The following is a 21,653-nucleotide window of genomic DNA, read 5'->3' on the forward strand; positions in this document are numbered from 1 at the left end:
ACCGACGGGTAAGACATCTCGCGGCAGGCATGGGACCGGTTATCCGCTCCGAATCCGAGAAACGCCGATTCGGCAACCTGTCGGTTCGGCAGGATAGTGTTGCCACGGCAGGACGGCCTTGATCGGCGGCATTACCGCCGGTGCGGTCGGCATCGCCACTGCGGTAGCGGGGCGGTTCACTACCGGTACGGGGTGGATCGGCGGGAAGTCGCGACGATGAGAACAGGATTGTGCACGCATGGACCAGAATCGGTGGACCACGGTCACCGAATCGAGTTTCGAGCACGAGCGGCGCGGGCTGGACGCGATCCGCGCGCAGTTGCCGGATTCCGGTCCCTGGTACGCGTGGTCCAACTTCACCTTCACCGCCAAGACCGGACACGTGCGTGAGGTCGATCTGCTGGTGATCGCCCCCAATGGGGTGTACATGATCGAGTTGAAGGATTGGAGCGGCCGGGTCACCAGCGAGGGCGGCGACTGGGTGCAGACCCTCGCACGCGGTGGCCGCCGGTTCCATCGGAATCCGCTTCACCTGGTGAATCAGAAGAGCAAGGAACTCGCGGGCCTGCTCGCCGACAACGGCGCACGCGTATTCGTCGGTGCGGCGGTCTGCTTCACCAATTCGGAGCTGCGGTTCGAGCTCCAAGCCGGTGATCGCACCGGGACACACACCGTCCGGGAGTTGCTGGCGCGCTTCAACGCCCCCGTCCAGGATGTACGGCATACGATCGACGCCCAGCGCGCCAAGGCGATCAGGAAGGCGCTGGAACAGGCGGGCATCCGGCGCAGCGACGCCGACTTCACCGTCGGCCCATACCTGTTGGAGCGCAAGCCTTTCGACGCCGGACCTACCTGGCAGGACTTCCTCGCCTCACACACCGAGCTACGAGAGCCGGTGCGGGTGCGGATCTATTTGCGTGAACGCGGCGCGGATGCCGAAATCCGCAAGTCGGTTGACGCGGCTGCGCGACGGGAGGCCGCGGTATTGCGCCGGTTCCGGCATCCGGGCGCGGTGCAACTCGAGCTGTTCGATCCGTCCGGTCACATCGCCGGACCCGCGCTGATTTTCCGCTATCACCCGGAGACCCTGCATCTGGATGACTATCTGACCCGCTACGGCGAGCTCCTCGATGTCGGGGATCGTATCGAGTTGGTGCGCCAGTTGGCGGAGACATTGAAGTCGGCGCATTCGACGCGGCTGTATCACCGTGCGCTGGCTGCCCGTTCGATTCATGTGATCCCCCGGCGCGGGACGAGCGAAGCCGATCGCTGGCGTAAACCGGTGTTGCAGATCTCGGATTGGCAGGTGGCGACTCAGCGTTCGGCGGGCACCGCGCTCGCCATGACCCGCCACGCGCCGACCGCGTTGTCGGCGCAGCACCTGTCCACCGGATCGGACGCCTATCTCGCCCCGGAGCTTTCGGCGATATCGCCCGACCCGATCGCCATGGACGTATACGGGCTGGGCCTGCTCACCTATCTACTGGTCACAGGTAAGGCACCTGCGACGACGCAGGCGGAGTTGCTGGCGCGCTTCGAATCCGGTGAGGAACTGCGCCCGGGAGCACTGGTCGACAATCTGCCCTCGGATGTGGATCTGCTGGTGGCCGCGGCCACCGACTATCAGCCGTCCAAGCGGCTCACCTCCATGGACGAGTTCCTGGAGCTGCTCGAGGATGTCGAGGACGCGCTCACCACGCCAGACGAGATCGAACCGGCGGAGGAGGAGAAGGACCCGCTCGACGCGGTGCCCGGTGATGTGCTGGCGGGCCGCTGGCTGGTGCGCCGGCGCCTCGGCACCGGATCGACGAGCCGGGCGCTGCTGGTACGCGATTTGCAGGCGGAGGAAAAGCAGCGCGGCGCAAAGGCTTACGTGGTGCTCAAGGTGGCACTGTCGGACGACCGCGGCGAGGTGCTCATCCATGAAGCGGGAGTGCTGCGCGGTCTGCGCCGGCACTCCGGGGTCATCAACCTGGTCGATCCCGGTGTGCTGACATTGGGCGGCCGTACGACGCTGGTGCTGGAGTATGTCGGCAATGAGCAGGGTTTGGACCATGAGCCCCTCCCCGACGACTCGGGTGACCTCGAGACGCGACTATCGAATCACCGCACCGAGGAGACCGTCGCCCGCGAGCTGCGTGACAACGGCCGACTGCCGGTGGCTCGCCTCGAGCGCTACAGCGACTATCTTTTCGGCGCGATCGATTTCCTCGAGGGCGAGGGTGTCTGGCACCGTGATCTGAAACCGGACAATATCGCGATTCGAGTGCGCCCCAACCGAACTCGCGAATTGGTGCTGATCGATTTCTCGCTCGCGGGTTATCCGGTGCAGCGCACCGAGGCCGGTACCGACGGTTATCTGGACCCGTTCATCGGCGATCTGATCCGTTCGGTGTACGACGCGCACGCCGAGCGGTACGCACTGGCGGTGACGCTGCACGAGATGGCTTCGGGCGAACTGCCGCGCTGGGGCGACGGCAGTATGGTGCCGCGGCAGCTGAACGCCGAGGACTTCCCGTATCCGGAGATCGCGGCGGACGCGTTCGACCCGTCGGTGCGCGACGGTCTGGTCGAGTTCTTCCGCAAGGCGTTGCATCGCGATGTGGCGCAACGGTTCTCGGACCTGAAGCCGATGCGGGACGCGTGGCGCAAGATATTCCTGGATATGACGCGCACGGTGCCGTCACGTCCGCTGAGCACGCATCCGGAGCCGCCCGCCGATGTGGACACGGTCTCGCCGGATGAGCAGCGGCAGTCCTTCGCCGATCAGGCGACCCGCGACACCCATCTGTCGCAGGCGGGTTTCACCGCGGCCACCGAGCAGTTCCTGTACGGGCTGGGCGTCAACACCGTCGGTGAATTGCTGGACTACGGCCGCGGAAAACTGATCAAGACACCGGGTTTGGGTGCGCGCGGGCGCCGGGAGATCCTGGACCGGCTCAAGGAGTGGGCCCGCCGTTTCGGCAAGGCCGAGCCCGCGCCGCTCACGCCGGAGGCGCGCAAAGAGGCGAAAGAGGAGATCAGCGCCGCCGAGGCCGATCTCAGCGAAGGACTTCTTCGTACGCTGAGCCTGGACGCACTCGCCGCCCGATTCGTGCCCGAGCGCAACAACAACGGTTCGAATGCCACCAAGGTGGACGTGGTGGCGCGGCTGCTGCGAGTTCCCGGTGCCGGAGATCTGCCAGAGCTGGATGCCTGGCCGACCCAGTCGGCGGTGGCGGAGACGCTCGGGTTGACCGCGGCCCGGATCGCCCAGCTGCTGAAAGCGCAACGGCAGCAATGGAAGAAGGATCCGGCGGTGCAGGCCCTACGCTCGCAGATCCTCGAGATATTGGCGGGCTTGGGTCGGGTGGCGGCGGCGACCGAACTGGCCGACGCGTTGATCGCCCGGCGCGGCACCCGACTTCATGAACGCGCCGAGCGCCGCGCCCTGGGTTTGGCCGCGGTGCGGGTCGTGGTGGAGGTGGAGCCGTTCGCGGCCGATGTGCCCGCGTTCTATGTCGCTCAGCGACGCGACACCGGAGCCAATCCCGTGGTGGTGCTCGCCCTGGAGGCGGGCGAGAACGCGGACCCGGGCACACCGGCCGGTCCCGGATTGGCGAATTACGCACTGCGCCTGGGCAAGACCGCCGACGCGCTGGCCGACCAGGAGACCTTGCCGACCGCGGTTGCCGTCCTGGACCGGCTCGGCGCGATCGAATCGCCCGGCGGCACCCTCACCTGGGATGAACGCCGACTCATTCAGATCGCGGTCGGCGCATCACGGAATGCGGCGGTCACCCCGCGCCTCGAGATCTATCCGCGTGATCTGCCGCTGGTGCGCGCGATCCGTTTGACGCAGGCCGGGCTGCTCGCTCCCGCTCCGGCCGGTGCGCCGCCCACGCATCAGCCCGGGTTGCGGGCGGAACGTGTCTTCGAACGGATCCTCGCCCGCTTTCCCGAACTGACCATCGCGGGCAGCGACAGCGATCGACCCACCCCCGAACTCACCAAAGCCTTACGCGAGGCCGGTTTCGCCCTCGTGGTGGCGATGCATCCGGTGCAGCGCATCCAGCGCTACATTCCGGAGCACTCCGACCAAGCCAGCTACACCGCCACCGGGACCAGGTGGTCCGCCCCGGTCAGCTCACACGCCGCGGGCCGCTACTCCGACGATGAGGATCTGGCCAAGGCCGCCCGCGCCGAGGAGTTGTTGATCGGAGCCGCGCCCCGGGACGGCTTCCGAGTCCTGACCTCACCGACCCTGGTCTCCCGTTCCCCCGCCACCCCGGACGCGATTCGTGAACTGCGGGAACGCTTCTCGGCGCGCCCGATATCGGTCACCGCGTTGTTCCTGGAGGTCATGCACGATCTGGTGCCGCCGGGCAGCAAACCCACCTGGGACACCATCCTGCGCGCCGATATCGCCCAACCCGGCACCAAAGGCGCGCTGCGCTTCTCCGAATACGTCCACACCGCCTGGGGCCGTATCGAACCGGAGATCGCCGCCAACGTCAGCGGTAACGGGCCGCTACTGCTCACCGACACCCTGGTATTCGCCCGCTACGACGCCATGGGCGTCCTAGCCCGCCTGGCCGAACAGGCCCGCCGCGGCCAGGGCGGCCTGTGGCTGCTCTGCCCACAATCCGACCCCATGCGCCAGCCGCACCTGGGTGCGGTAGCGGTCCCCTACCAGTCCGCTCTCAACGAGTGGATCCAATTGCCCGAGTCGTGGATTCGCAATGTCCACCGCGCGGTCCCGTCAACCGAAACAGGAGCCACCGCATGATCAACCCCGGCCCACTACTCGCCGACCTCAAGAAACAGGTCAGTGCGGCCGAGGATGATCTGAACAAGCAGCTACGGGCGCTACCCGAAGTGAAGTCGCGGCTGCATGACGAGTGGGCTCGGGCCCGCAAACTCAACCGGACCGCTGCTACGGAAACCTCATGGCTCGACGAACGCATCACCCAGGTAGCGGTGGCATGGGTGCTCGGCACCGTCTTCGTACGGTTCTGCGAAGACAACCTGCTCATCTCCGAGCCGTACCTCACCGCTCCCACCGACGATCGCCGTGAACTGGCTCAGGCGCGCTACGACGCCTACGTCGAATCCGACACGGACCCCACTTACCGAGGGTGGCTGGAGCGCGCCTTCGCCGAACTCGGTGCGGGACAAGCGGGAAAGCTGCTGTTCGATCCTGCTCACAACGCCCTCTACCAAATCCCGCTATCCCACGACGGTGCACGCGAACTCATCGAATTCTGGCGTGAGCGTGATGAACACGGCGTGCTCGTCCACGATTTCAGCGATCCACTCGATGAGGACGGCGTCAATGGCTGGAGCACCCGCTTCTTGGGTGATCTCTATCAGGACCTGTCGGAGGACGCCCGCAAGCAGTACGCCCTGCTGCAAACCCCGGAGTTCGTCGAGGAGTTCATCCTCGATCGCACCCTCGAACCCGCCATCCGCGAGTTCGGGTACGAGAAGATCGAACTCATCGACCCCACCTGCGGCTCAGGACATTTCGTGCTCGGAGCATTCAAGCGGTTGATGGAACGTTGGACCCAGGAACAGCCCACCAAGGACGCCCACGAACGGGTTCGCGCCGCGCTGAACTCCGTCCATGGCGTGGACATCAACCCCTTCGCCATCGCTATCGCTCGCTTCCGTCTGCTGGTAGCCGCGATGGCCGCCGCCAATATCCGCACCCTCACCGAAGCCGCACGATACGAATGGCCGATCAAGCTCGCTATCGGCGACTCCCTCATCAAGGCACGGCAGCTAGAACTCACATTCGACGGGGAGGTAGGAGATCCGCTCGCCGAATTCTCCTACGCCACAGAGGATGTGCACACTCTACCCGGAATTCTAGAGCCAGGCCGCTACCACGTCGTGGTAGGCAATCCGCCATACATTACGGTAAAAGACAAGAACCTGAACGAGATCTACCGCGGACTGTACAAAGCCTGCTCTGGGAAGTATTCATTGTCGGTGCCATTCGCACAGAGGTTCTTTGAGCTCGCCAAGCTCGGGGAGCCCGATGGAAATGGCTTCGGCCGAGTCGGACAGATCACCGCCAATTCATTCATGAAGCGGGAGTTCGGAACCAAGCTAATCGAGGAGTTCTTCGCTCACGTAGTGGAGCTCACCGAGGTCATCGATACCTCAGGGGCTTATATTCCCGGCCACGGTACGCCAACAGTAATACTGATCGGTACGCGGCGCTCAGGAAAGGCTCGAGGCACGACGATTCGGACGGTTCGAAGCATCCAAGGTGAGCCGAAAGCGCCAGCAAACCCAGAAGATGGATATGTATGGCAGGCAATCGTAAGGCAGATCGACGATATCGGCAGTTTGAGCCAGTGGGTTTCGGTTGACGATCTCGACAGGGATCGGTTCTTCAGCAAACAGCCATGGATCCTGCTAGATGGCGGCAAGGAAGTAGTCGAGAAGCTTTTAGAGGCCGCCGAGTCATTGCTACGATCGAAGGTTAAGCGAATCGGATTCTATGGCGTCACGGGGGCAAACGACGCCATGACCGCATCGTCTCGAGTTTTCACCCGGTTCGGCGCCGAAGAAGAGTTCATTAAAACCTTAACGGTCGGTGATGAAGTACGTGACTTTTCTCTCAAGAGTAATGAGAATGTATTTCATCCATACAATGCAAAACGCGAGATTGAATCCCTCAGTTCATTTCCCAGGCTAGCACTTTTTTTGTGGCCGTCACGAACTGAACTCGGGAACCGTGCAACCTTCTCGCATAGCACATACTTCGGAGATAATCGGCCATGGTACGAATGGCACCAGATCCCGAAGGATCGCGCGACTAGTTCGTGGTCAATTTCTTTCGCTGAGGTCGCAACACACAACCATTTCGCATTGGATCGTGAGCGGCGAGCATTCAATCAGAAAGCACCTATTATTAAACTCCCCGCAGAAGCAAGCGAGGAGGAGCACTTGCGACTACTCGGATTACTCAACAGCTCCACCGCCTGCTTCTGGCTAAAGATGGTGAGCTATCCCAAGGGTGGCGACCCTATCGGAAGCTCCGGGGCGCGAGTAAGCATGGTGCCCTGGTCGGACCGCTACGAGTTCACTGGTGGCAAGCTCGAAAATTTTCCTCTCCCAAAGAATTCCCCAGCAGCATTCGGAAGCGAGCTCGAGAAAGCGGCTCAAGCCCTGTCCATACTTAGCCCCAATTCTATTTGCACCATAGCAATCCCAACCGCCGCCTCACTGCGCGAAAATCGAAAGCAGTGGCAACAGACCCGAGCTCGAATGATGGCATTACAGGAAGAACTGGACTGGCAGGTCTATTCAATATATGGCTTGACATCGGAGAACTTGTGCGCACCTGAAGGATCGGTCCCTGAACTAAAATTCGGGGAGCGTTCCTTCGAGATCGCTCTTGCGCGCAGTGTCGCCAAGGGCGAGTCGACCGATGAGTGGTTCACTCGACACGAAGCCGCAGCAGTTGCCGAAATTCCGTCACATTGGCCAGATTCCTATAGGAAGGTCGTCCAACGAAGGATTGGTGCCATCGAATCCAATCGCGTGATAGGTATGATAGAACGCCCGGACTACAAGCGGCGTTGGGTCACCGACGGCTGGGATGCGATGCAGAACTCCGCACTTCGTTCCTGGCTTCTTGATCGCATGGAGTCTCGCGATCTTTGGTTCGGCGGCAATGGTCAGTCACAGATGTTGACTCTCTCCAGACTCACCGACCGCCTGGCAGCCGATCAGGATTTCGTCTCGGTCGCGGCCCTCTACGCGCCGCGCACTGAGCTTGCGCAGGTAGCGGCCGAACTGATCACCGAGGAACACGTTCCGTTCATATCGGCCCTGCGCTACAAGCCTTCTGGTTTGAAAAAGCGCAAGGACTGGGAGAACGTGTGGGATTTGCAGCGGAAAGAGGATACCGCACCGGATGAGCCCGCTCGGCGCAAGATTCGGGACTCGATTCCGGTGCCGCCCAAGTACACCTCGGCGGATTTCCTGCGCACGGCCTACTGGCAGGCGCGTGGGAAGCTGGATGTGCCTAAGGAGCGATTCATCTCCTACGGTTCCACCAATGTGGCTACCCCCGAGCTGTATGGCTGGGCTGGGTGGGATCACCGGGAACAGGCCATGGCTATCGCCATTCACCTTGCCGAGCACGGGCTTTCAACCGAGGAAATCACCCCGTTCCTGGCCGGGTTGCTCGAGTTGCAGCCGTGGCTGGATCAGTGGCACAGCGAGATGGATCCGGAGTTCGGTATCTCGCCGGCGGGGTTCCTGTCCGGTGATCGGCGAAACATGCAGGGCGAGCACGGTTTGACCGATGACGATCTGCGGAACTGGCGACCGCAGCCCGCCGTTCGCGGTGGGCGTCGCGCTACGAAGAAGAAGACCGCGAGCAGTCCCACACCTGACAAGTGATGACTGGATTGCGTCGGCACCTACGCGCCGACGCGATCATGCGGGCTCTGGCAGCGGTTGCGCGCGAGATCGGTTCAGCGCTGCCAGATCTCGCTGGCGAGGAAGCTATCCCACTGGTCAGCAGAGAACACCAACGCGGGTCCCGCTGGATTCTTCGAGTCACGAACCCCAACCGCCCCGGCCGAAAGATGGGCGATCTCAACGCAGTCCTGGGTCGGCTGGCTGTGGGTGCTCTTGAACCACCGGGCACCGGACATATCCACTGTCACGCCCCGTACTCCTTCGCTATCTGCTGCACCAACTGCTTGGTGTCATCCTCGCTCAACGCTACCCGCTGAATGTCCGCGATTACCCGGCGATGCCGTTCGATCATGTCCGTTCTCTCCAGATACAAACCGCCTTCGTACCCCTCGACGAAGACCACAGGCGGTTCCGCGAGATGGCTTGCCAGTGGCGGAAATTCGAGCAGGGTGAAGGCCTGCGCCAGTAGACCGAGATGACTGCCCGCGTCCAGGGGAACCGTTCTGATCGACAGGTTCGGCCGGGACCCGATCAGCTCGAGTATGTGGTTCAGCTGATTTGCCATGACGGGATGGCCTCCCGGAGTGTGGCGGAGCGCCCCCTCGGACAGCAGGAAGTTCACGCGAAAGTTCGGATCTACCAGCCGGACCTGGCGGTGAGCTGCCAGTTCCAGCCGTCGTTCGAGTGCATCGGCCGACAGGTTCGGGTCTCCGGCAAGACTGACGGCCCGCCGGTAACCAGCGGTCTGCAGCAACCCTGGCAAAAGGACAACCTGATGAGTGGTGAGGTGTGTGGCCACGGCCTCCAGGCCCAGGTAGTGGTCGAAATGAGGTTCGTACTGATCGGTGTACGCCTGCCACCAACCTTTGGTCGTACCTGCGAGTTTCGCGGCCAGCTGCTGATCTTTCACCTCCTGCCACAGGAGGAAGACCTCGTCCCGTTCCCGGCTGGGATCCGGAACCTCATAGAAGTCGAGCAGATCCCGGATTTGCGCCGTGCAGATCTTCACCTTCTGCCCATCTTCCATCCGCCCGATGCTTTGCGGCGATAGTTCGATATGCAGTCCGGCGGCCAATTGACTCTTTTCTGCTTGCATCCGGAAGCCACGGAGTCTGCGACCGAGAGCCCTTCGTGGAAGCGATGATCCGACCATTTCGTTAGCCTCGCTATCTGAGAATCTCCGTTCTGGAATGTGCCCAGCTGGAACGCCAACCGTTTGTCATGCAGTTGTAGCTGGACATTCCCAATTCTATTGCCGCAGGTGTCTACTGAAGTCACGAACGTGAAAAGCCGAGGGGAGCAACGAATGACGACCCACCTGCCATCGAAGGATCTGCTCCTGGAAGCCTGCACGGGCACCGTCGCGCTACCGCACCCGCTGCTACAGGCCGCGTACGAACTGGCCAGCCTGCACGAGGCCCGCCGCTCTGCCGATCGCGCTGGTCTGCTCGAAATCGACTGTGCTCGAGCCCAGTTGGTACACGATGTGGACTGCTGGATCGCCCGCGAACTCCCACGTCCGTACGCCGCCGCGGCCCTGCACACCGAAACCGTCGGCATGGTCATCGACCGCCTGGCCCAATTATCGGTAGACGCTCACACCGCGCTCGGCAGCACGGACGCCGAATGCCGGCTGCACTACACCTGGAAGCGCCTCGCTGAACTCTCACTCGCCTACGCGGACCTCTCCCACGACCTGAGCACGCGCACCCGCCGCATCCCGGACTGCATCACGCCACATCTGGAAGACCTTCAGCACCAGCAGATTTGAGCTCATCACCGAAGGAGGCGCACGATGACCGCAGTATGGCTGCCTTTCCTCATCGGCCTGACCACCGGCATCGCTTCGGCCTGGTTCCTGACCACGATCCCTGCCCACGGCCGCTCGCCATCTGCCGAAGGCTGGACGGTCGCCGCCATCACCTCACGACTCGAGCGCGAACACCAGCCCGGTGGCGGGCTGGGTGAAAAACCGCGCCCGAGCACACCGAGCCGCCACAGGCGAGCACATCCCGGCGACCGAACCTTGACGTCGTGACGTCACCAGGTAGAGAGGCGGTCGCGCGAATTAGCTCGATATGGTGAAACCTGCTGCGGCAGAATGTCTCTGATAGTGTTCGGCGGTATTCTTCGCCGGGCGGGCGATGAAGAAAACCGTGCTTGAACCCAATATGAACGGGGGGCGAAATGCAGGTTTCTCCAGACGAACTACGCGATGCGGCGACGACATTCGATGGAATCGTCACCGCGGTCGGGAAGTTACCGGTTATCGATACGGCATCCGGTGTCCTGGGAACGTTGGGATCGTTCATGCAGGGCTCGGACACCGGACCGGAGCTGGATCGGATAGAGACGGTGCGCGCCAAAGCGATTCCCATCGTCAGCGGGCGTTATCGGGAGTTCGCGGCGCTGCTGCGCGAATCCGCGGACGGCTACCACGGGTCCGATCTGGATGCGGCGGCCCGGTTCGAGGCGCTCGGCGACTTCAACTCCGGAGTCAAGGGATGAAGGTTCCCACTGTCGATCAGGTGATGCTCTGGAATATCGACATGGGATCGGTGGCCCCCAAAGCCGAGCTGATCGCCCAGGGCATCCGCGACGCCGCCGACACCATGAACAAGACCATCGACGGCCTGAACTGGTCCGGGCAGGGACGCCACGGCGCGGAGGGCCGCGCCGATCGGGAACGCACGCAAATGCGGTTGACGGCCGAGGCGTTCGACGACTTGGCCACCGCCTGCCGCAACGCGCAGAACGCGATGGGCCCCATGGTCACCACCGCCCGGCAGACGGTGACGACCCTGCGGAAGGCCGGTTACGAGGTCAACGATGCCGATTGGTCGGTGCGCGATACCTACAACTATCAGGCCGTCCGCGACACGAACCTGCATGACCAGTACGAGAACGACCTGAAGAACCTGCAAGCCACCCGCGCGAACGAGGCGAGCAATCAGACGGTCGCCCTGCAACGGCTGGCCGCCGATCTGGGTTGGGCCGACGATGCCGCCGCTACCGCGATCCGCACCGCGCTCAATTCCATCGAACAGTTGACACCGGCAACCTCCGCGCTGAATCCGACTCTCGCAGCACAGGATGAAGCGGCTCTGCGCAATGGGACCGCGACCCCCGAACAGGTCCAACGGCTCCAGCTGGCAACCCAACTGACCCAGCAGCAACTCGATGAACTGCTCGCCGGTGAGCAGGTGCACCTGCCCCAGGGACAGTTCGACTATCTGCGCGGACTCATGCGCTCGATGGACACGATGAGCGTCACCGATATCAAGAATCTGGGTGACACTCTGCCCGCGGACCAGCAGACGATCGTGCGCGCGGGCGTCGCCGACGCCCTGCAGATCATGTCGAATCCGCAAATCGACACCGCTGGCAATCTCGGGGGCGAGCAGAAGATCGTGGGGGACACCGGCGGTATGGGCTTGCTGCCCACCCAAGTCCGCACGCTCCTGACCGAAAAGCCTTACAAATCACTCAATCCCGCTCGCGGGGGCGGTGCGGGCGGCGTCATCGAAGTACCTCGAATGGGCGATTTCAATGCGCTGACCGATCTATTGGGCAAGGGCAATACCAGCCTGGCCCAAGGCGCCGACATCGACCGCGGTCTGCTCAAACAGGGCGCGGAGATCGCTGGCAGCAACGTGAAGAACATTCAAGGCCCCTGGGGCAGTACCGAGACCCCGAGTTCCTTGGCCGACAAGATGCTCAGCCGCGCCGGGATCGACCACCTCGCCGTACACGACCTGCTGACCGGCGGGGCGAAGTTGCCCGACGGCACGCACCGCATGGACGTCACCGTCGCGCAGGGAGGAAAGTACGACCCCGACTCGCATATCGGGAACCTGCTCAATCACAACTGGGAGGGCCGCGATGCCGGTATAGCCACGGTCGTCACCACCGCCGGAGAATTCGCGACCTCACCGATCGGGGCGCAACGCGTGGACGCAGGTGAGTCTGCCTATGCACTCGCGAGCTATATGAGCAAACACGAGGACGAGCTGTTGCATATCAACAGCTTCGAGGGACGACAGGAGATCGGCATCGCCAATCCGGCGCTTACCCAAGCGCTGGCGTCCACCCTGTCGCCCTACATCCCAGATATGGTCAGCATCAACCCTGATCTCCTGCACACAAGCGGGTTCACCCACGACTTCTCACCCCAGAGCGTCAAGAATATCTTCGCGGTAATCGACTCCGACCCGATCGCCGCGAAACAGTTCAATGCCTCGGCATATGCAGCCGTGTCGCAGCTGAACCAACAGTTCGGAACGACCGATGCTCACAACTACCAGTTGGTCGAATGGGCGGGCAAGATCGACGCCGCGGCCAGAGACGGCATGCAGCTCGAGCTCGACACCAGGAAACTCGACGGCAAACAGCAGCTCACGGCAACGACAGCTTTGTTCGATTCGACGAGGGAGGTCACCGCGTTCACCATCAAGCGGGTTCCCGTGATCGGCGACGCCCTGGAATTGGCGGTGAAGGCGTCCTCACCGGAGGTGAAGGCATGGTTGCTCGGTTCGGTGCCCGAAGTACATTCCACCATCGATCTGTCTGGGAACGCGAACCCCTCGCAGCGGTACTACAACATTCTCGAAGGCATGACACAGACAGCGGACCCTGCGGACTTCCGATCCGACCCCTATATCGGAAAATACTTCGACTCCGATGGGAAACTGAAGTCCCTGGAAGAGATCGCCGGCACCGATCCCGGTCGGTACCTGCCCGAGTTCGACAGCGCGATGCGGAACCGCCTGCCCGGTCTCGCGAATTACGACGCCAGCTGGACCCTCGGACACAACCCGAACGGACTGCCACCCAAATGAGAACCGGCACAGGCCACCAACTCACCGTCCGGGCAGCCGCATTCGTGTTCGCAGGCTGTCTACTAGCGGGCTGCTCCGCAGATCACGTTCCCACGAAATACCAACTCCCGGACAATGTGCAGTTCTCCTACCGCTGGACGGCAGCCCCCGAGTTGGACTTGAACTCCGATGCAGCCATCGTTACTCGGGCAGTCATCGAATCGGCATTCATCGCGACCATCACACGAACAACCGACAAGCAGACGATCGGCACATACACCTACCCTGGATACACACGCGCCGTTGATCCGGCCATCAGGGACGAAGACAATTCTCTCTACAGTGTTTGGGACGCCGGTAATCTCAACAGCTGGGCACCTCTCCACGGCACCACATACGCCTATCTCGTCTCGCTGCGGAAGCCATCCGGTGATCCCGCGGCTCGCACGATAGATGCGTTGACATGCGTGTGGTTCAACGGCCTGAGCACCAGCCTCGAACCTGGCAAATACCAATCACTGTTCGTATCGGCACTCCTGCCCCAAGCCGTCGAGCTGACGCTGACCGCCCCGCAAGACGAGACGCCGAGGCTCACCGCACTCGGCCACGGCACAGCCCGCTTCCCCACCGCAGACGTATTCGGACAATGGTCTGTTACATCGATGCAGGTCAAAACCCGTTGGAGCAAGAAGGATTCGGGATACCAGGATCCCTGTGCGACGCTGCCCAGCAATCCGGTTCCGCAGGAGCAGCTCAACTCCACCGACGTGACCTTCTACCCGAATCAGCTTCCAACCCTCGACCCGTACCCCGGTTGGCCGGCAGACACCGAGCCTCCGACAAATTCGACCGGTGTCGGCAAATGAGCTCCCCGCATCTGCCACCCGAAATCATGGCCCTGCTCAGGACACCCGCCGCCGAACCGACGGCCGAAACTCAACCCGGCGCGGACGCATCGGAGACCGAAGCGACGGATGATCCTCCCGACAGCGACGATTCGGACATCGATGCCGCAGCGGGTTTCACCGATGCGGTCACCTACGAACACTGGCACCGTGAACAGTCGTGGTCAATTCGCGAACCACCGTGGTCGTGAAATCGGGGTCACCGCTTCAGCCTGGCAGGTCTCGGCCGGATGCCGTGAAAACCACTGGCGCACCGCGAGCGTGGATCCTGGCGGAAGCATGCCAGGATGTCGGAGCCCGGCCACCCCTCCAGGCGGTACTTTCAGGGTCCGAGGCGTAGCTCGTGGCCCACTGTTTGGCCCCACCGTGGGAACCTGCCATCGGCCTGGTGTCGCAGAGCGCTCTGGTCAGCGTGGTGGTCGCGGGGTCGAGATGGACACCACGTTCGGTGAGGGTCTTGGTAGCGGCGCATTTAGTCCGCAATTCGAGTCCGGCGACAGAACGTTCACGCTGTCGGTTCAGCACGATAATGTTGACATTGCCCGGGCAACGATCACACCGAAGAGAACACACGGAGCCACCGCCACGGTGGGAGGGGATAGGTGATGGACCAGCGTCCGCTGCTGCGCGACCTCATCGACATCAAAGAGCATGTCGCAGGGTCGGATTACGTGCTCACACTCGCGGACGCGGTGACCGAGGAGGGATCGACCAAGGCCGTCCAGGACTATGTCCTCACCGAACGGTTGCTCGGCAACTTCGATGAGGCGCTGTCGCTGATCAAGTCCGCACTGGACGGGAACACCTCCAAACCGGCCTTCCTACACGGTTCGTTCGGTTCCGGTAAGTCGCATTTCATGGCGGTGTTGTACGCGCTGCTGTCCGGCAATCCGGCGGCCCGCTCCCGCTCCGAGTTCGATCCGGTACTCACCAAACATGATTGGCTGTTGTCCGAGGACAAGAAGTTCCTCATGGTGCCGTATCACATGATCGACGCCAAGGCCATGGAACAACGCGTGCTGGGCGGATACGTCGACTTCGTGCGCAAGAAGCATCCGGAAGCGCCTATCCCGCCGGTGTATCGCACCGATGCCCTGTTCACCGATCTGCGGCAATTGCGTACCACCATGGGCGAGGAACAGTTCCTCGCCGCGCTGAATCGCGACTACGCCTCCGACGAGGACGACGAATGGGGTGAGACCGCGGCGTTCTGGACCACGCAGCGGATCGACACCGCGCTCACCGCGGCCGAGGCGCAGGATGCCAGCGGCCTCAATATGGTGAATCCGACCACGCCGCGCGAGCTGCGCGCGAAGCTGGTGCACGATGCCGGCACCACTCTGCTGCCGGGGTTCACCCAGCGCGCCGCCGAGGACGAAAGCGGCTTCATCTCACTCGACGCGGGGCTCAGTGTCATTGCCGCGCATGCGAAGTCGCTCGGCTATGACGGCATCATCCTGTTCCTGGACGAACTGATCCTCTGGCTGGCCAGCCTCATCCACGACGAGAAGCGAGTGGCGCGCGAAGCCAGCAAGATCACCAACTTCCGCGAGGGCGGCGACGCCCGGCGTGCCATCCCGATCATCTCGTTCATCGCCCGGCAGCGAGATCTGCGCGAACTGGTCGGCGAAGAGCTCGCCGGCGCGGCGGAGTCCGCGATCCAGGACGCCCTCAATCACGCCTCGGGCCGATTCGATCTGATCAGCCTCGAAGACCGCAACCTGCCGCAGATCGCGCACGCCCGGCTGTTGAAGGCACGGGATGCGGCGGCGGCAGCGCAGATCGACGAAGCGTTCGAGAAGACCAAGCGGATCAACCCCAAGGTGTGGGACACGCTGCTCGGCTCGGACGAAAGCACCACCGGCGCGGACGAAGCGTCGTTCCGGTTGAGTTACCCCTTCTCCCCCGCGTTCCTCGACACCCTCGTGCATATCTCCGCCGCACTGCAGCGTTCGCGGACGGGCCTGAAGTTGATGGGGCAGCTCCTCGCCGACCATCGCAACGAACTGCACCTGGGCGACCTGGTCCCGCTCGGCGATCTGTACGAACAGCTCACGCGGGGCGGCGACCGGCCGTTCGTCGCCGACAAGAAGGTGCTCTTCGACGCCGCGGACAAGTTGTACAAGACTCGGCTGCGGCCCTATCTGCTGAGCTCGTGCGAGGTCACCGAGGATGACATCGACGCGTATGTGAATCGGCGCGACAGCATCACCGACGCCAAACTCGCGGGCAACTGCAAGAAGTTCGTCGGACAGAACCGGCTCGCCTGCACGGTGCTCCTCGCCGCACTCGCACCAAGCGTTCCGGCCTTGCGGGACTTGACCATTCGACGCCTCGGCGCACTCAACCACGGCTCCATCACGACCATGATCCCCGGGCGGGAGGAGGGCGTGATCAAGGATATGGTCGGCGAGTGGGCGGCCCGCTTCCCCGAGATCAAAGCCGTCGGCACCGATGCCAATCCCGGTGTGCGCCTGGAGCTTTCCGGCGTGGATGTCGAGATGGTGCTGGCCAACGCTTCGGTGAACGACAATCCGTCCAATCGGGCCGCGTTGGCGCGCGACCTCCTCGCGGAGGAACTGGGACTCGACCGCGCGACCGGCCGATTCGATGCTGACGAACTGCATTTCGTGTGGCGCGGATCGAACCGGGTGGCGGAGGTCGTATTCGGCAATGTCAGCGATGAGGACAACCTGCCCAACCACGATCTGCAACCCACGTTCGAGGGGCGCTGGCGGATCGTCATCGACCTGCCCTACGACGAGGGTGCGCATACCCCCGTCGAGGACGCCGACCGCATCCGGCGACTGAGGGAACAGCAGGGCGGCAACCATCCTCAGACGGTGGCCTGGCTCCCTACCCATCTGACCAAGCCACGCTGGGAGGACTTTCGGCGGCTGCTGGTCATCACCAAAGCGCTGGCAGACCCGTACCGGTTCGATACCCAGTACGCCCAGCACCTCAATCCCGACAACCGCGCCAGCGCGAAGCAACTGCTGGAATCGCAGCGCGAAACCCTGCGCAAACAGGTGCTGGCCACCTTCAAACAGGCGTATGGGCTCGCAGAGCGCAAGCCCAATGACGTCACCAACGATCTCGACCAGCACTTCTATCCGTTGCCGGACATCGACGGTCTGACCGTGTCGATCGGGCAATCCCTGCACGACGCCCTGCGCACCCTGGCGGACAAGCTCCTCGCCTACCAGTACCCCGACCATCCGAATCTGGATCCGGAACGAACCGGTACCGCCGTGAAACTGGTGGACGCGAAAACCGTTTTGACACATGTGCGTGGCGCGGCGGAGGCGCGAGACGGCCGCGTCGAGGTGCCGTCGAAGGACCGGCCGCTGATGCGGCGCATCGCCGAACCGCTCGGACTGGGTCAGCAGAAGGAAGCCTATTTCGAGCTGTCCCGCCGCTGGGCCGATCACTTCCGCAAGACAGCGCAGAACCTAGGCATCACCGGCGACCTGTCGGTCATCAAGCTCAACGACTGGACCGATCTGCCGAACAAGCGCGGTCTCGAACCGCATATCGCGAATCTGGTGATCGCGTCCTTCGCGGAAATGGACGACCGCATCTGGGTGCGCGGCACGCCCCTGGACGAAGCCCCGGAGCTCAACCGGATTCAGCCCGGTGACACGCTGCGGACACAACCCCTGCCCAGCGAATCGGAATGGGACACCGCACGAAACCGATTCGAAGTGCTCTTCGGAGAGAAAGCCCCCACGCTGTTGCGCGGCGGGCCCGCGCAACAGTTCGCACGCCGGATCGCCGCCGTTGCAACCACATTCCAGGATCCAGCGACCCGCTTGGTCGAACAATTGGAGAAGCACGCCGAATTCCTTCGCCTCGACGATTCGAAACCGGGTGAGCGGCTCGCCCTCGCCCGGCGTTCGGTCGATCTGCTGACGACGCTCAGCACGGCGGGCGGCGGCTCCGCGGGAGCGAAGAAGACCATCGAGACGCTCGCGCGGTACGACCTCGCCGATATCACGCCGGACCGCTACGCCACGTCCATCAAGTCGGCCGACAAAGTGATCTCCGCCCTCACCCACGCCGCGTGGGCCAACCTCGCGCAGGGCGAATACCTCGGCCCCGAAGGTGCGAAACTGCTGGATTCGTTGCGCACTGTGGCCCGCGCCGATCAGCGCTCCGCCGACCTGGCCGAGGCATTGCGTGATATCGATACGAAGGTCACCGCACTGTCGACTCGCAAACTGCGGGAGGACGCCGAGCGCGATCGGCAGCGCGCCGCTACGAGTGGAACATCCACGACCGGAACGCCTTCCGGTCACCAGACACGGGTGGCCGACGATATCGATCTCGCGACCGCGAGCAACGTTCCGCCGATATCCGATCGGGTCGCGGTACAGCCTTCCGGCACGCACGCCCACGCCACCCGTCGTTCCGGCAAATACACCATCACCGCCGGTGCGGCGGGCCAGGTGTTCTCCGATGATCTCGCCGAACTCGCCACGCTGGAGCCCGGGGTCACCATCGAAATCCTCTGGCGGGTCGTGGAATGACCGTCACCACCGTGCCGACCGCGCTGCGCCTGTCGAGAACGACTGTCGCCCAGTACCTCTCCGCGAACAAGCGACTCGCGCAGGCGCTCACCTCCACCGGTATGCCCGAAACGCTGCTGCTTCGTGGTGAACCGACCTGGGAAGGCGATCCGGTCCTGACGCTCGCCGGTGGCGGCACAGCCCGGGTGGTGGTCGCGCCGTCGCCGATGGCGGTGCACGAGACAGTCCTGGCGCACGCCCGCGAGACCGATCAAGAACCCCGGGTCTTGGTGATTCTCACCGATGTCGAGGAACACGACCTCGATCCGGCGATCCTGGCTCGCACCCACCGCGGGCGCGTCTACGCCGTCGATCGGTGGGACATCGTGCGGGAGACGTTCGGCGCGAAGGCAATCGATCCCCGGCTCAAACGCCAGGCCTGGGCGTGTGAGGCATTGTTGGACGCGGCCGGGGCGCAAGGCTGGCCAACCGAGTTGGCCGGCGGACTGTTGTCGCGCACCCCCGCGCTGGCTGCCCTGGCCGCGCGCCGCCTGCAACTCGGGCAGGTCGGCGATCGCATCGACCCCTACACCCTGCTCGACTGGTCGCAGCGTCCCGGCGGTCCGCAACTGCTACTCGACCTACGCGCGCCCGAGCGTGACGGGCTCATCGAATTCCTCAGTGACAAGGAACAATCCGGGCCGACCGCCCGAATGCTGGCGGCATTGGTGCGCACCGGGCATGGTGCCGAATCGGTCGCATACGGGCTGGTGTGCGCTGCGCTCTGGGAACATGCCAGCCCCAGCAATGCGGTGTATCAGGCGCGCGGCCGAGTGGAACGCTGGCTCGGAGATCGCCCGCCTATCGCCGGTGAGGCATTGGACAGGCTGCTGGCGACCTTCGGCCGTACCTGCGAGGAATATGTCCGGACGCTGCTGCTGAAGGCACGCACCGCCGCCGAGCTCCAGGAGGAGGCCGATGAGTCGGTCCAGCAAGCACGCAAAACAGCCGACACCATTCTCGTACAGGCGGACCTGCTGGTCCGCCAGTTCGGTGCAGGCGAGGCCGCTGCGGCCAGCCCCATCCTGACCACAGGCCTCGAGGCCCGCTTCACGGCAGTTGGACACGTCCTCGGCAACGCCCTCGAGCCCTCTTTCGACCGTCGGCGACGGCGCAAGGAACTCGACGAGGCGGTCAGCCGGTTACGCGATCACTATCTCGCCGACGACCATCGGGTCCGGATCAGCAGAGTTCGGATGGCGCAACGCCTCACCCGGTGGCTGTCCACCGATCCGGACCCGACTGCCGAGACCGTGGCCGCCGCCATCAATCGGCAGATGCACGACACCGCCTGGGCTGATCGGGCCCTGGACTACCTCGAGGCCGGCGGCGATGACGATCCCACCGTGCGCGTCGCCTATCACGCCATCATTTCCAAGGCCCGTGGCCTGCGCCGTGAATTCGATCGTCAGTTCGCGAAAACCCTTGCCATCTGGACGGAATCGGGCACCGATCCTGGTTCGATGCTCACCGTCGAGACTTTCCTGCATCGCGTTGTGCGGCCGCTGGCCACCACGCATCGCGTCATGCTCATCGTCGTGGACGGCATGAGCGCAGCCATCGCCACCGAGCTGGCCGGAGAACTGCGCGGCTACTTCGCCGAATACGATCCGCTGCCCGATGACAGCACGCTGCGCAGGCGTGCCATGGCGGCTGCGTTGCCGAGCCTCACCGCTGTATCGCGCACCTCCCTGTTCGCCGGCACATTGATGAAGGGCGATCAGAAGGTCGAGCAGCGCCTCTTCCCGGAACACAAGTTCTGGGGAGCGAAAAAGGCTGCCGTCTTCCACAAGGCCGATCTGCGCAGTGAACCTGGCGAGAGATTCGGCAAGGATCTCCAGGCCGCGCTCGACAACGCCGAATACCATGTCGCGGTCGTGCTCAACACCATCGACGACCGGCTGGCCAAAGAGCATCGACTCGATGATTCCGGCTGGGAGACAAGGGAGATCGGCGACCTCCGCGCCCTCGTCGGTGCGGCTGCCTCACGTGGCATGGCCGTCCTGATCACCAGTGATCACGGCCATGTCATCGACCGGCACGGTACGACCGTCGACGCCGCCAGCTTCGAATCAGCGCGGCACCGCCTCCCGGCTTCGGAACACGACCGCCTCGCCGACACCGAAATCGCGCTGTCCGGACCCCGAGTCGTGTGGCCGCACACCGACGCCTCGATTGTCGCGCTGTGGGATACCGATTCTCGCTACACCGCACTGAAAGCGGGTTATCACGGCGGGGCCGCCCTCGCCGAGATCACCATCCCGATCCTGGCGTTCCTGCCCTACCACGCCGAACGACCCAGGGGCTGGCAGGAATTGGGCGATCAACGCCCCGGCTGGTGGAAGGACGATGTGGACGCGATTCTCGCCGTGCCGATTGCAACACCGGCGGAAGTGGTCAAACGCGTCGACCGCAGGGCCAAGGAAAAGCTCGCCAACCAGATGTCGCTCGACATCCCGATGGCCGCCGAACCCAGTTTCGAGCCTACACAAAGGATCCCGAGCCCGGCCGACGATCTTCTCGTCCGGTTGCTCGCATCGGAGATCTTCGAGGCGCAGCTCGAGCAGCTGGCACGCAAACAGCCGATCACCAAGCTGGAGAAGGCTATCCGCATCCTGCTCGACGGGCCGCTGCCGACGACGGCCCTCGCGCAACGGATCGGCGACCCGCCATCCCGGGCCGGCGGTTTCGCCGCCATCCTCGGCCAACTGCTCAACGTCGACGGCGTTCAGGTACTCGAAACCCTATCCGACGGACGGACACTCAAGCTGAATATCTCTCTGCTGTCCGCGCAGTTCGCACTGGGCTGATCGCGACATCGCCGTCCACAGTGGCGGCGGTGTCCGCAGACCGAACGCCACCCATCGCACCAGACACGGCATCGGCGGCGCGCCATAGTCTCGGCGCTGCGGAGACGAATCGAACTCGTCATAGAAATC

Annotated in this window: 12 protein-coding genes; 10 read left to right on the forward strand and 2 right to left on the reverse strand. The window is 63.5% G+C overall.

What is annotated here, in order from left to right; genetic code table 11:
- The first annotated feature begins 238 nt into the window (after nt 1-238).
- Nucleotides 239-4,768 carry a BREX system serine/threonine kinase PglW gene (gene pglW / locus NA10_RS08095; RefSeq protein ID WP_067565304.1) on the forward strand — a complete coding sequence of 1,510 codons (4,530 nt, stop codon included), beginning with the start codon at nt 239-241 and terminating at the stop codon, nt 4,766-4,768.
- Complete coding sequence (pglX, locus tag NA10_RS08100; protein WP_067565307.1) at nt 4,765-8,403, forward strand: BREX-2 system adenine-specific DNA-methyltransferase PglX; 3,639 nt, start codon at nt 4,765-4,767, stop codon at nt 8,401-8,403. Before pglW ends, pglX begins: the two co-directional genes overlap by 4 nt.
- Before the next feature lie 74 nt (nt 8,404-8,477).
- Here the strand turns inward: pglX and NA10_RS08105 are convergent, their stop codons facing one another.
- Entirely contained in the window at nt 8,478-8,672 is a 195-nt protein-coding gene (locus NA10_RS08105) for a DUF397 domain-containing protein (RefSeq protein WP_067565310.1), read from the reverse strand.
- A complete protein-coding gene (locus tag NA10_RS08110) occupies nt 8,669-9,577 on the reverse strand; it encodes a DUF5753 domain-containing protein (protein WP_157556199.1) in 909 nt (302 codons plus the stop codon). Before NA10_RS08110 ends, NA10_RS08105 begins: the two co-directional genes overlap by 4 nt.
- 153 nt (nt 9,578-9,730) lie before the next feature.
- On the opposite strand from NA10_RS08110, the gene NA10_RS08115 reads away from it, so the two are divergent.
- The 8 genes from NA10_RS08115 to pglZ all read left to right on the forward strand — a co-directional run bounded on the left by NA10_RS08115 (nt 9,731) and on the right by pglZ (nt 21,524).
- The gene (locus NA10_RS08115) at nt 9,731-10,195 is read left to right on the forward strand and encodes a DUF4254 domain-containing protein (RefSeq protein ID WP_067565316.1); all 465 of its coding nucleotides are present in this window, start codon (nt 9,731-9,733) and stop codon (nt 10,193-10,195) included.
- A gap of 24 nt (nt 10,196-10,219) precedes the next feature.
- On the forward strand, nt 10,220-10,462 hold the full coding sequence (locus NA10_RS36490; protein ID WP_157556201.1) for a hypothetical protein: 243 nt from the start codon (nt 10,220-10,222) through the stop codon (nt 10,460-10,462).
- A gap of 149 nt (nt 10,463-10,611) precedes the next feature.
- Entirely contained in the window at nt 10,612-10,932 is a 321-nt protein-coding gene (locus tag NA10_RS08120) for a type VII secretion target (RefSeq protein ID WP_067565319.1), read from the forward strand.
- A complete protein-coding gene (locus NA10_RS08125; RefSeq protein ID WP_067565322.1) occupies nt 10,929-13,262 on the forward strand; it encodes a TPR repeat domain-containing protein in 2,334 nt (777 codons plus the stop codon). The genes NA10_RS08120 and NA10_RS08125 overlap by 4 nt, the downstream gene beginning before the upstream one ends.
- Nucleotides 13,263-13,378: 116 nt before the next feature.
- A complete protein-coding gene (locus NA10_RS36495) occupies nt 13,379-14,107 on the forward strand; it encodes a hypothetical protein (RefSeq protein WP_157556203.1) in 729 nt (242 codons plus the stop codon).
- On the forward strand, nt 14,104-14,337 hold the full coding sequence (locus tag NA10_RS08135) for a hypothetical protein (protein ID WP_067565326.1): 234 nt from the start codon (nt 14,104-14,106) through the stop codon (nt 14,335-14,337). The genes NA10_RS36495 and NA10_RS08135 overlap by 4 nt, the downstream gene beginning before the upstream one ends.
- A 414-nt stretch (nt 14,338-14,751) precedes the next feature.
- Nucleotides 14,752-18,675, forward strand: a complete 3,924-nt coding sequence (pglY, locus tag NA10_RS08140; protein WP_067565329.1) for a BREX-2 system ATPase PglY — start codon at nt 14,752-14,754, stop codon at nt 18,673-18,675.
- Nucleotides 18,672-21,524, forward strand: a complete 2,853-nt coding sequence (pglZ, locus tag NA10_RS08145; protein WP_067565332.1) for a BREX-2 system phosphatase PglZ — start codon at nt 18,672-18,674, stop codon at nt 21,522-21,524. Before pglY ends, pglZ begins: the two co-directional genes overlap by 4 nt.
- The last annotated feature ends 129 nt before the right edge of the window (nt 21,525-21,653 follow it).

This window comes from Nocardia acidivorans NBRC 108247 (genome assembly GCF_001625085.1).
GTDB lineage: Bacteria > Actinomycetota > Actinomycetes > Mycobacteriales > Mycobacteriaceae > Nocardia > Nocardia acidivorans.